The following is an 11,680-nucleotide window of genomic DNA, read 5'->3' as shown; positions in this document are numbered from 1 at the left end:
ACCCCGGCCGGATCGTCGTCCTCGCCTCCCTGCCCGTCGCGCTGTACGCGGCCGCCGACGCCGTCGCCCTCGCCGACCTGGCCGGCTCCTGGTGGGCCGACGGCGTGGTCGACGGCTTCCACTTCCGGCCCGCGGACCCCGACCGGGACCTCGCCCTGCTGGTCGACGGGACCGTCCCCGTACTCCAGCACCGCGGTCTGCTGCGCTCCTTCTATCCCGGCGGCACGCTCCGCGAGCACCTGTGCCTGCCGCGCCCCGCCAACCGCTACGCCACCGCGAGGAGGCCCGCATGACCGCCCCCGGGGCACGCCGCCGCAAGCAGATGCACCTGGCCGCCCACTTCCCCGGCGTCAGCAGCACGACCGTGTGGGCAGACCCGCGGTCCGGCAGCCAGATGGACTTCTCCTCCTTCCGGCACCTCGCCGCCACCGCCGAACGCGGCCTCTTCGACTTCTTCCTCCTCGCCGAGGGCCTGCGGCTGCGCGAGCACAAGGGCCGGATCCACGACCTGGACGCCGTCGGCCGCCCCGAGCCGCTCACCGTGCTCGGCGCCCTGGCCGCCGTCACCGAGCGGATCGGCCTGGCGGCCACCGCCGACACCACGTTCAACGAGCCCTACGAACTCGCCCGGCGCCTGGCCTCCCTGGACCACCTCAGCGGCGGGCGCGCCGCCTGGAACGCCGTCACCTCCTCCGACGCCTTCACCGGCGAGAACTTCCGCCGCGGCGGCCACCTCGACCGGGCCGGGCTCCCCCGGGCTCTCGACTTCGCCCGAACAGGGGGGACCCCCCTCACGCGCGCCGCCGAGTTCGTCGCCACCGCGCGCGAGCTGTGGGACTCCTGGACGCCCGACGGCGTGCCGCGCCCCTTCGCCCACCACGGGCGGCACTTCTCCGTCTCCGGCACCTTCGACGTGGCCCGCAGCCCCCAGGGCCACCCGGTCGTCATCCAGGCCGGGGACTCCGGCGAGGGCCTGGAGTTCGCGGCCTCCGCCGCCGACGTCGTCTTCACCCGCCACAGGACGCCGGAAGCCGGGCGGGCCTTCTGCGCCGACGTCAAACGGCGGCTCTCCGCGTACGGCCGGCGGCCCGGCGACCTCAAGATCATGCCGGGGGCGACGTTCGCCCTCGGGGACACCGACGCCGAGGCCCAGGAGAAGGCCGCCGAGATCCGCAGGCAGCAGGTCTCCCCGCAGAACGCGCTGTTCGCCCTGGAGCAGGTGTGGGGCCGGGACCTGTCCGGCTACGACCCCGACGGGCCGCTGCCCGACGTCGACCCGGACCCGGGCGGCGAGGTGGCGCAGGGGCGGGTGCGGACAGCCGACCGGTTCGCCGTGGCCGCCCGGTGGCGCGCCGTCTCCGAGGCCAAGGGGCTGTCCATCCGGCAGACAGTGATCGAGACGACCGGCCGGCAGTCCTTCATCGGCGCCCCCGCCTCGGTGGCCGCGCAACTGGACGAGTACGTCACCGCCGGGGCCGCCGACGGCTTCGTCCTCGTCCCCCACCTCACGCCCGGAGGGCTGGACGACTTCGTCGACCGCGTGGTGCCCCTGCTGCAGGAGCGTGGCGCGTTCCGTACGGAGTACACGGGCGCGACGCTCCGCGAACACCTCGGGCTGCCGCTGCCCGTATGGAAAGGTTGACCGTCATGAGCACGGACACAGGCAACGACGCACGGCAGCAGTGGAAGACGTGGCGCGAGGAGCGTACGGAGACGGTCTGCGCGCCGTACGGGCCGCTCTCGCTCACGGGGACCTACTGGCTCGCCGACGCCGCCGAGGGGCGATTTCCCGCCATCCCCGGGCACTGGACCGAGGACGGCGACGCCGTACTGCTGACCGCCACGGCCGCCGACGGGCTCACCGCGGACGGCCGGCCGCTGAACGGCGAGGTCCGGCTCGGCGTCGACAAGGGCCCGGCCGCGACGGCCCGCGTCGACTACGGCGGGCGCAAGATCCTGGTGCTGCGCCGGGAAGGCCTGTGGGCGGTGCGCGTCTTCGACCCCGGCTCGGCCGGGCGGCGGGCGTTCACCGCGATCGACGCCTTCGAGTACGACGAGGACTGGGTGCTGCCGGGGGTCTTCCGCCCGTACGACGGCAGCCGCAGGGTGCAGGTGGAGAACGCGGACGGGCGGGAGCGGGGACTCGGCCTGGACGGGGAACTGACCTTCGACGCCGCCGGTTCCGCGTTCGCGCTGCAGGTCGCCGTCGAGGTGGACGGCACGCTGTGGGCGGTGTTCGCCGACGGCACGAGCGGGGACACGAGCTACCGCTTCCGGTTCCTGCGGACGTCCGCGCCCGGCGTCGACGGGCGGGTGACGGTCGACTTCAACCACGCCCTCCTGCCGCCCTGCGCCTTCGCCGACCACTTCATCTGCCCCTTCCCGCCGCCGGGGAACACCCTGCCGATCGCGGTCCCGGCGGGGGAGCGCCGCGTGCTGGTGGGCTAGCGCCACCGCCGGACACGGGTGCGCGCCGTCCGAAAGATGCTCTTGCGGCGGTCGGCGCGCGGCCCGAATACTCCCGAACAGTGCTTGTCAGGGGCACGACGAAAGTGGAATCCCGCGTGCCCGTTCCGGCTGCACCTCACCGACCCCACTCGGGAGGAAGAACGTGAGCATCAAGCGCACCACCCCCCGCACCGCGACCCGCATCGCCCTCGCCTCCGCCCTCGCCGCCGCGGCCGCCCTCGCCGGTACCGCCGCCCACGCCGAGAGCAACGGCCCATCGGCCCCCGTCAGACACTCCGCCGCCCAGCTGTCCGCCGCGAGCACCGCCGTGCAGGCCGCGGACGTCGCCGGCACCGCCTGGGCCGTCGACCAGGAATCCGGCACGCTCGTCGTCACCGCCGACTCGACCGTCTCCGCCGCCGCCCTCGCCAGGATCAAGCAGAAGGCCGGCACCGCGGTGGAGGCCATACGCATCGAGCGCACCCCCGGCACCCTCCGCCCCTTCCTCGCCGGCGGCGACGCGATCTACGCCCCGAGCTGGCGCTGCTCGCTCGGCTTCAACGTGCGCAAGGGCAACACCGCCTACTTCCTCACCGCAGGCCACTGCACCGAGGGCAAGCCGCCCTACTACAGCAACTCCGGGCACACCACGAGCATCGGCCCCACCACGGGCACCAGCTTCCCGGGCAACGACTACGGCATCGTGCAGTACACCAACGGCTCCCTCCCGCACCCCAGCGAGGTCAGCCTCTACAACGGCCGCACCCAGCGGATCACCGCCGCCGGCAACGCGACCGTCGGCCAGTCCGTGCAGCGCAGCGGCTCCACCACCGGCCTGCACGGCGGCAAGGTCACCGGCCTCAACGCCACCGTCAACTACGGCAACGGCCAGGTCGTCCGCGGCCTCATCAAGACGAACGTCTGCGCCGAGCCCGGCGACAGCGGCGGCGCCCTCTTCGCGGGCTCCACCGCCCTCGGCCTCACCTCCGGCGGCAGCGGCAACTGCAGCTCCGGCGGAACGACCTACTTCCAGCCCGTCGGCCCGGCGCTCAAGGCGTACGGGGTGACGATCGGCTGAGGGCCCCGCCCCCGGTCCCGCATCCACCGGCCCGAGGGTCCCGGCACGTCCAGGGGGCCCCAGCACAAGAGCCTCCGGTCCGCACCTCGGCCGGGGGCTCGACCCTGTGGCCGATACGGGCATACCGTGGACATAACGCCTGAGATGTACGGCAGGGGGCCTCCCATGGTCGAGGATCTGGTGGTGGCAGCGGTGGCCGCGGCGTCCGCCGCAGCGGTGTACGTCGCGGCGGCGGCCCGCGTGGTCAAGCAGTACGAGCGCGGCGTGGTGCTGCGGCTCGGGCGGCTCCTGCCCGAGATCCGCCCCCCGGGGTTCACCCTGATCGTCCCGGTCGTCGACCGGCTGCGCAAAGTGAACATGCAGATCGTCACGATGCCGGTGCCCGCCCAGGAGGGCATCACCCGCGACAACGTCACCGTCCGTGTGGACGCCGTCGTCTACTTCAAGGTCGTGGACCCGGCCGAGGCGGTCATCGCCGTGGAGGACTACCGCTTCGCGGTGTCCCAGATGTCCCAGACGTCACTGCGCTCGATCATCGGCAAGAGCGACCTCGACGACCTCCTCTCCAACCGGGAGAAGCTCAACCAGGGCCTGGAGCTCATGCTCGACAGCCCCGCCATCGGGTGGGGCGTGCAGATCGACCGCGTCGAGATCAAGGACGTCTCGCTGCCGGAGACGATGAAGCGGTCCATGTCCCGGCAGGCGGAGGCCGAGCGCGAGCGGCGGGCCCGGGTGATCAACGCGGACGCGGAGCTGCTGGCGTCGAAGAAGCTCGCCGAGGCGGCGGCCACGATGGCCGACCAGCCGTCGGCGCTGCAGCTGCGGCTGCTGCAGACGGTGGTGGCGGTGGCGGCGGAGAAGAACTCCACGCTGGTCCTGCCGTTCCCGGTGGAACTCCTCCGCTTCCTGGAACGCTCGGCCCAGCAGGGCCTCGTCCCCCCGGACAAGCCCCTGGCGGCGAAGCCGCCGCCGGCGCCGGACCCGGCCGTGGAACCCTCGCCGCCGCCTCCGGAGGAACTGCCCCCGGGCACCCCGGGCACCTGACGTAGAGGCCGGTGCGGCCCGTGAATCCGAGGCCATGGCTTCCGGGGCGTCGCCGTGGGCACCCCGGACGGCGTAGTGCTGTGGGGCCGATGGGGTCAGGGGGTCCCCCGGTGGGCTAAGGCGGCGGCGCCGGATTTCAGAGGGGCGCGCCGCGCAACTCCCCCCGCTCCCGCGCGGATCCCGTGCTGGGGCGCGTAAAGCGACACGCGCGCAGGAGGAGTCCGCCTTGTGCGCGCCCTCCCCGGTTCCGGGATACTCGATTGGTCGACTTGGCATGGACGCGCCCTCTGTAAAGCCGGAGGCGGCCCATGTCGTACCCCCTCCGGGCCCGCGGTGATCCCGTGGCGGCGCCCAACCCCCCCACTGGAGGTGCCGAGTTGAAGCGTAGATGGATCCCCGTGCGCGCGGCCCTGGCGGCCGCGGCCACGGCCGCCCTCGCGGCCGTGACCCTCAGCCCCCAGCAGGCCGGCGCCTCGCCCGCCCCGGCCTCCGCGCTCTCCGCCTCCGGCGCCGCGGCCGTCGCCCGGACCCTCCCGGCCGGACCGGAGGACGCCACTGCGGGTTCGTACTATGACTCCACCCTCGGCAGGCTCATCGTCAACATCACCGACGGGAAGGCCGCCGGCCTGGTCCGCGCGATGGGCGGGGAGCCCCGCGCCGTCCGCAACTCCCGGGCCGAGCTCGACTCGGCGAAGGCCGCGCTGGACGCGGGCGAGGCGATCCCCGGCACCACCTGGGGGACGGACCCGACCCTCAACCGGGTCGTCGTGACCGCCGACCCCACGGTCACGGGCGCGAAGCTGGCGCGGCTCAAGAAGTCGGTCGGCTCCCTCGGGGACGCCGTGCTGGTGAAGAGGACGTCCGCGAAGCTCACCCGGTACATCGCGGGCGGTGACGCGATCTTCGGCTCCACCCACCGCTGCTCCCTGGGCTTCAACGTCAGGCGGGCCGGCGGCACGGACGGCTTCGTCACGGCCGGGCACTGCGGCAAGGCCGAGAGCACCTGGCGCGCCACCAACGGCGGCCCGCAGATCGCGACGACCGAGAACGCGGTCTTCCCCGGCCACGACTACGCCCTCGCGGCGTACCCCGCGACCGGCGCCGTCGCCCACCCGAGCGCTGTGAACCTCTACAACGGCTCGTCGCAGACCGTCACCGCCGTCCGCGACGCGGTCGTCAACGAGAGGGTCCGGCGCAGCGGCTCCACCACCGGGGTGAAGGAAGGCACCGTCAAGCGCACCGGCGTGACCGTCAACTACCCGGAGGGCCAGGTCACCGGCCTGACCGAGACCACCGCCTGCGCCGAGCCCGGCGACAGCGGCGGCTCCTACTTCTCCGGCAGCGACGCCCTGGGCATCCTCTCCGGCGGCAGCGGCGACTGCACGAGCGGCGGGATGACGTACTTCCAGCCCCTGGCTCCGGTCCTCACGGCGTACCACGCGACCCTCGGCGGCTCCTGAACGGCTGCGGAGGACGACGGAGAGCGGCCCCCGGACACACCTCCACGGTGTCCGGGGGCCGCCTCGCGTTCAGCCGCTCTGCGGGGGGTTTCAGAACTCGAAGAGCGTGCCCTTGCCCGCCTTCGCCTCGCACGGGTTCGCGAAGGTGCGCTCGAAGCGGATCCGCTTGCCCTCCCACACGCCGTCGGCGGTGACGACGCTGGGGTTCCACTCCTTGGTGCAGGCCGTACCGGACTTGATGGTGGTGATCTTCTCGAGGTCACCGCCGGCCGCGCGCAGTGCTGCGCACGCGCCCTTCGCGTCCGGGTGCGAGCCCGTCGCCTTGGGGAAGCAGGTCAGTGTGACCGCGCGGTCGACCGAGGCCTCGGTGGAGTTCGCACCGTGACCGACGGTCAGGACCAGGGCGGAGGAGGCGTACAGACTCTGCGTCTGTGCTGCGGAGACAGGTGCGGGTGCTGCGCTCGCGGTCGTCGTTCCGGCGGCCAGGAGGCCGCCGCCCAGTGCGAGCGCGGCGCCCATCGCGATGCCCCCAGTGATGTACCGCATTCCGAACACTCCCTTGCTCGTGGCTGCAGATAACGGACGGAAGTCTTGCCCAAGTTGGGCATGAACGCACATTGGTCGAACACTTTCAGTCGCTGGTTGAAAACCCTCGGTAGTGGCCGGAACTCGCGTGAGGCGCGTCTCATACGAGACGCGAGGGAAGTGGTCCGGCTTTCATGCATGACCGATTGGCGGCAATTGAGGGCATTTAATGTTACAGGGATATTGACCAGCGAAGATTCCTTGTAATCATTGATGAATTATCAAAACTGCCTTCAAAAAGATGGTTTGCGGCCACCTGATTCATTGGATCTAATGATCCGCACCCCGGGGCGGGAGACCCCCGCAGACCGGCCGAAAAGAGGCCCGCCGTGTGACCAACCGGCGGCCGGAGCGATTCAGGAGCGCGGCAGCAAATGGCCGAAGTGCACTCAGGAGGACCCCTCGAAGCGCCCTCCCGCGGGCCCCTCGCCACCGCCTGCCGCGCCTTCCGGCGCGACCGCACGGGCATGGCCGCCCTCGCCGTCGTGCTGTTCTGCGCCGTGCTCGCGGCGGCCGCGCCCCTGGTCACAGCCTTGTACGGGAAGAATCCCACCGAGCACTACGGCCAGCACGGCGCCGGTCTGCTCAGCGCCGAGGGCCTTCCGGTCCTGCCCAACGGCGGCATCTCCGCCGACCACTGGTTCGGCATCGAACCCGGCCTCGGCCGCGACGTGTTCGCCCAGCTGCTCTACGGCATGCGCACCTCGCTGCTGGTCGCTTTCGCCTCCGTGGCCGTGATCGCCGTGGCGGGCGTCGTCCTCGGGGTGACCGTCGGCTATCTCAGCGGTCTCGCCGACCGGGCCTTCACTTTCGTATGCAATGTGCTGCTCGGTTTTCCGACACTTCTGCTCCTTCTCGCACTCAGTCCGGTCATCCGGACCCGCTTCGTCGGCCCGGGGGAGAACGAGCCCGCCTGGATGCAGTTCACCTCCCTCATCCTGGTGTTCTCTGCCTTCGGCTGGGTGCCGCTCGCGATGGTCCTGCGCACTTCCGTAAGGGCCCTGCGCGAGCGGGAGTTCGTCGAGGCGGCGCGGGCCGTCGGGGCGAGCCGCCGGCACATCGTGCTGCGCGAGCTGCTGCCCAACGTCTGGGCGCCCGTGCTCGTGCACGTCACGCTCGCCGTGCCCGGCATCGTCACCGCCGAGGCCGCGCTGTCCTTCCTCGGCGTCGGCATCAACGAGCCGGTCCCCGACTGGGGCCGCATGATCTCCCGCGGCTCCGAGGTCTTCTACGACGACCCGACCTACATGCTCTTCCCCGGCGTGGCGATCCTCGTCTTCGTCCTCGCCTTCAACCTCCTCGGCGACGCGGTACGGGACGCGCTCGATCCCCGGATCGCGCGCTGAGGCTTCCGCCGGGATCGTCGTCGACGGCGGGCCGTCCGTGGCTGGTCGCGCAGTTCCCCGCGCCCCTTACGGGCGCATCGCAACCCTTTCCTTCCTCAATCCGGAGTTCACCATGGCCCGTATCCGTCCGCGCACCGCAGCCGTTCCGGCGCTCGTCACCGCCGCCGCCATGCTGATGTGCTCCTGCTCGGCCGGCGCGGGCAAGGAGGCGGAAGGGGCCGAGGGCGGCGGCGCCACGGCCGCCAGGAGCGGCCAGCGGCTGACCGCCACGCTCGGCACCGCCGAGGACAGCCGGGGCCCCGCCCCGGCCGTCGAGGGCGCCCGGACCGGCGGCACCGTGCGCATCGCCAACGCCAACGACTACGGCCACCTCGACCCGCAGAAGATCTACGCGGGCGAGTCGTACAGCACGTCCCTGCTGTGGGGCCGGCAGCTGACCCAGTATCAGGTCGTGGACGGCAAGCCCAAGCTCGTCGGCGACCTCGCCACCGACACCGGGCAGTCCTCCGACGGCGGCCGCACCTGGACGTACAGGCTCAAGGACGGCATCGCCTGGGAGGACGGCGAGCCCATCACCTCCGAGCACGTGAAGTACGGCATCGAGCGCACCTTCGCCCCCGGCTTCGAACTCGGCCCCACCTACTGGCCCGAGTGGCTCACCGGCTCCGAGGACCGCACCGCCGCCGTCGAGAAGTACGCGGGCCCCGAGCACGGCGACCTCGGCGCCATCGAGACCCCCGACGCCAAGACGATCGTCTTCCACTTCCCGCAGCCGCAGTCCGACGTGCCCTACATGGCCGCCCAGTCCTCCTCGTCACCCGTCCGCAAGGACAAGGACACCGGCACCGGCTACGACACCCGGCCCTTCGCCACCGGCCCCTACCGGATCGCCGCGCACAAGCAGAACCAGAGCCTGACCCTGGAGCGCAACCCGCACTGGAAGCCGGAGACCGACCCCATCCGCCACCAGTACGCCGACCGCTTCGAGTTCACCTTCGGCAAGAAGGTCCTCAACACCGCGCAGGAGGTCCTCAACGGGCGCGGCGCGGGAGCGGACACCCTCTCCACCAAGAGCGAGGTGCCGCCGGAGCTCTACGCCGAGGCCCGGCGCGACCCGAAGAAGAAGGACCTCCTCGTCGCCGGCAGCCAGGGCGCCTACACCAGCGACCTCTACATCAAGAACAGCCGCGTCACCGACCCCGAGGTCCGCAAGGCCATCCACTACCTCTTCCCGCGCGAACAGGCCCGCCAGGTCCTCGGCGGCCCCCGCCTCGGCGACTTCGCCACCACGCTCTCCTCGCCCGCCGTCGTCGGCTGGAAGAAGTACGACCTCTACCCCGTCGCGCCCACCGGGGACATCGAGAAGGCCAAGGAGCACCTGGCCCGGGCGAAGACCAAGGCCGACACGCTCACCTACGCGTACGAGAGCGACGCCCCCGAGAAGGACCGGCTCGCCCAGGTCCTCGTCGAGGCCTTCGCCAAGGCGGGCATCAAGCTCGTCACCAAGCCGCTGGAGAAGGCCGCCTTCACCAACGAGGTCTTCCGCGGACCGGCCCCCTACGACCTGTGGCTGTCCACCAACTCCGTCGACTGGCCCACCCCGTCCACGCTGCTGCCCGACAGCTACCACAGCAAGCTCGACGCCCTCGCCAACTCCATCCGCTACAGCAACCCCGAGGTCGACAAGGAGCTGGAGCGCATCGCGGCCATCGGCGAGGCGCAGCAGAAGGCCGACGCCCTCATCGCCCTCGAACAGACCGTCATGAAGGACGTCCCGGTCGTGCCGTTCCTCTACACCAGCGTCACCCAGTTCCGCGGCAAGAACGTCGGCGGCGCCGCCATCCACCCGATCTACGGGTCCATCGCGGCGGCGGACCTGTACCTGAAGAGGTCGTAAAGCTCCATGACCGGCTACCTCCTGCGCCGGGCCCTCCAGGCCGCGGCAGTGCTCCTCGCGATCACCGCCGCCGCCTTCGGGCTCTTCTACGCCGCCCCCTCCGACCCCGCGCTCATCGCCTGCGGCCCCAAGTGCGACACCGCACAGGTCGAGGCCGTCCGCCACAGCATGGGCCTGGACCAGCCCCTGGCCGACCAGTACCTCGACTACCTGCGCGGCCTCGTCGCCGGCCGCACCATCAGCGACGTCGACGGCAGCGCCATCGACTGCGCCGCGCCCTGCCTCGGCTACTCCTACACCCTCCACCAGCCGGTCCTCGACGCCATCGGCGACCGCTTCCCCGTGACGCTGTCGCTCGCGGGCGGCGCGCTCGTGGTGATCGTCGTCCTCGGCATCGGCGCCGGCTTCACCGCCGCGCTGCGCCGGGGCACGGCCACCGACCGGCTGCTGTCCGGCTTCACCCTGGTCGGCGCGAGCGTGCAGATCTACTTCCTCGGCTACGCCCTGCAGTACCTGCTGGTCTACTCGACCGACCTGATGCCGCTGCCCGGCTACGCCCCCTTCGCCGAGGGCCCCGGCGCGTGGGCGGCCGGGCTGCTCCTGCCCTGGCTCGTCCTCGGCTTCGTCAACGCCGCCGTCTTCGCCCGCCTCGCGCGCTCCCAGACGCTCGAGACGATGCACGAGGGGTACGTGCGGACGGCCCGCGGCAAGGGGCTCACCACGCTGCGGGCGCACGGCACGTACACGGCGCGCGGCGCCGCCGGGCCCCTCGTCCAGCTGCTCGGGCTGGAGGCCGGGGCGCTCTTCGGCGGCGCGTTCATCACCGAGACGGTCTTCGGGCTCGGCGGCGTCGGCAAGCTCGCTGTCGACTCCGTCGTCCAGAACGACCTGCCGACGGTGGTCGGCACGGTGCTGCTCGCCGCCTTCTTCGTCGTGGTGTTCGTGGCCCTCGCCGACCTGGTGGTGGCCTGGCTCGACCCGAGGGTGAGGCTCGCATGACCCCGGCCCTGTCCGTACGCGACCTGACGGTCTCCTTCAAGGGGCGCGGCGGTACGGAGACCACGGCCGTCGACGGCCTCTCCTTCGACCTGGAACGCGGTGAAGTCCTGGGGCTGGTGGGGGAGTCCGGCTCGGGCAAGTCCACGGTGGGGCTCGCGGCGATGGGGCTCCACGACCCGGTCCGTACGCGGGTGAGCGGCAGCGTGCTGGTCGGGGGCACGGAGGTCGTCGGCGCGCCCGAGTCCGCGGTGCGTGCGCTGCGCGGCGCGCGGATCGCCATGGTCTTCCAGGACGCCCTCGCCGCGCTCTCGCCCTTCCACACGGTCGGCGCGCAGCTGGCGGAGGCGTACCGCGTGCACGCCCCGGCGGGCGCCGGGCGGCGGGCCGATGCGAAGGAGAAGGCCCTCGCCGGGCTGGAGCGCGTCGGCATCCCGGCCGCCCGCGCCCGCGACTACCCGCACCAGTTCTCGGGCGGCATGCGGCAGCGCGTGATGATCGCCATGGCCCTGGTCAACAGCCCCGACGTGCTCATCGCCGACGAGCCCACGACGGCGCTGGACGCCCGCGTCCAGCGTCAGGTCCTCGGCCTCCTGGCGGAACTGCAGGAGGAGAGCGGCACGGCGGTGCTGCTCGTCACCCACGACGTGGGGGTGGTGGCGCGGACGTGCGACCGCATGCTCGTGATGCGGGGCGGGCGGGGCCTGGAGGAGGGCCCCACCCGCAAACTCCTGAACGACGCCGCACACCCGTACACGAGAGCGCTGACCGGCGCGGCCCCGACGCTGAACACGGTGCCGGGGACGCGCCTGCCGACGGTCGACGA

Annotated in this window: 10 protein-coding genes and 1 pseudogene; 10 read left to right on the top strand and 1 reads right to left on the bottom strand. The window is 72.2% G+C overall.

The features are described 5' to 3' along the window. The 6 genes and pseudogenes from V7793_RS24930 to V7793_RS24905 all read left to right on the top strand — a co-directional run. Positions 1-293: pseudogene (locus tag V7793_RS24930) on the top strand (LLM class flavin-dependent oxidoreductase); the annotation flags it as partial. Further along, complete coding sequence (locus V7793_RS24925) at positions 290-1,642, top strand: NtaA/DmoA family FMN-dependent monooxygenase (RefSeq protein ID WP_336010121.1); 1,353 nt, start codon at positions 290-292, stop codon at positions 1,640-1,642. The pseudogene V7793_RS24930 and the gene V7793_RS24925, both read left to right, overlap by 4 nt. Positions 1,643-1,647: 5 nt before the next feature. Further along, positions 1,648-2,448, top strand: a complete 801-nt coding sequence (locus V7793_RS24920; RefSeq protein WP_336010120.1) for a DUF1684 domain-containing protein — start codon at positions 1,648-1,650, stop codon at positions 2,446-2,448. A gap of 163 nt (positions 2,449-2,611) precedes the next feature. Next, positions 2,612-3,526, top strand: a complete 915-nt coding sequence (locus V7793_RS24915) for a S1 family peptidase (protein WP_336010119.1) — start codon at positions 2,612-2,614, stop codon at positions 3,524-3,526. A gap of 165 nt (positions 3,527-3,691) precedes the next feature. Beyond that, complete coding sequence (locus V7793_RS24910) at positions 3,692-4,570, top strand: slipin family protein (protein ID WP_336010117.1); 879 nt, start codon at positions 3,692-3,694, stop codon at positions 4,568-4,570. Between the two features lie 377 nt (positions 4,571-4,947). Next, positions 4,948-6,030, top strand: a complete 1,083-nt coding sequence (locus tag V7793_RS24905) for a S1 family peptidase (RefSeq protein ID WP_336010114.1) — start codon at positions 4,948-4,950, stop codon at positions 6,028-6,030. A gap of 90 nt (positions 6,031-6,120) precedes the next feature. Here V7793_RS24905 and V7793_RS24900 read toward each other — a convergent pair whose 3' ends face one another. After that, positions 6,121-6,576 carry a subtilase-type protease inhibitor gene (locus V7793_RS24900; RefSeq protein WP_336010112.1) on the bottom strand — a complete coding sequence of 152 codons (456 nt, stop codon included), beginning with the start codon at positions 6,574-6,576 and terminating at the stop codon, positions 6,121-6,123. Positions 6,577-6,989: 413 nt separating this feature from the next. Between V7793_RS24900 and V7793_RS24895 the strand changes: the two genes are divergently transcribed. The 4 genes from V7793_RS24895 to V7793_RS24880 form a co-directional block, all read left to right on the top strand. Then, complete coding sequence (locus V7793_RS24895; RefSeq protein ID WP_336010110.1) at positions 6,990-7,961, top strand: ABC transporter permease; 972 nt, start codon at positions 6,990-6,992, stop codon at positions 7,959-7,961. A gap of 112 nt (positions 7,962-8,073) precedes the next feature. Then, entirely contained in the window at positions 8,074-9,858 is a 1,785-nt protein-coding gene (locus V7793_RS24890; protein WP_336010108.1) for an ABC transporter substrate-binding protein, read from the top strand. 6 nt (positions 9,859-9,864) lie between these two features. Beyond that, positions 9,865-10,857, top strand: a complete 993-nt coding sequence (locus V7793_RS24885; protein ID WP_336010106.1) for an ABC transporter permease — start codon at positions 9,865-9,867, stop codon at positions 10,855-10,857. After that, a partial coding sequence (locus tag V7793_RS24880; RefSeq protein ID WP_336010105.1) for an ABC transporter ATP-binding protein occupies positions 10,854-11,680 on the top strand: 827 nt, incomplete at its 3' end. The genes V7793_RS24885 and V7793_RS24880, both read left to right, overlap by 4 nt.

Origin of the sequence: Streptomyces sp. KLMMK (assembly GCF_036961605.1) — a bacterium.
In the GTDB taxonomy this organism is placed as follows: Bacteria; Actinomycetota; Actinomycetes; order Streptomycetales; family Streptomycetaceae; genus Streptomyces; species Streptomyces telluris.
The sequence above is the reverse complement of the archived record's forward strand: the minus strand, read 5'-3'. Positions and strand labels throughout refer to the sequence as shown.

Excerpts from the sequence above, each read along its gene's own strand:
- V7793_RS24925 (WP_336010121.1), top strand. The coding sequence starts at position 290 with ATGACCGCCCCCGGGGCACGCCGCCGCAAGCAGATGCACCTGGCCGCC.
- V7793_RS24920 (WP_336010120.1), top strand. The coding sequence starts at position 1,648 with ATGAGCACGGACACAGGCAACGACGCACGGCAGCAGTGGAAGACGTGG.
- V7793_RS24910 (WP_336010117.1), top strand. The coding sequence starts at position 3,692 with ATGGTCGAGGATCTGGTGGTGGCAGCGGTGGCCGCGGCGTCCGCCGCA.
- V7793_RS24900 (WP_336010112.1), bottom strand. The coding sequence starts at position 6,576 with ATGCGGTACATCACTGGGGGCATCGCGATGGGCGCCGCGCTCGCACTG.
- V7793_RS24895 (WP_336010110.1), top strand. The coding sequence starts at position 6,990 with ATGGCCGAAGTGCACTCAGGAGGACCCCTCGAAGCGCCCTCCCGCGGG.
- V7793_RS24890 (WP_336010108.1), top strand. The coding sequence starts at position 8,074 with ATGGCCCGTATCCGTCCGCGCACCGCAGCCGTTCCGGCGCTCGTCACC.
- V7793_RS24885 (WP_336010106.1), top strand. The coding sequence starts at position 9,865 with ATGACCGGCTACCTCCTGCGCCGGGCCCTCCAGGCCGCGGCAGTGCTC.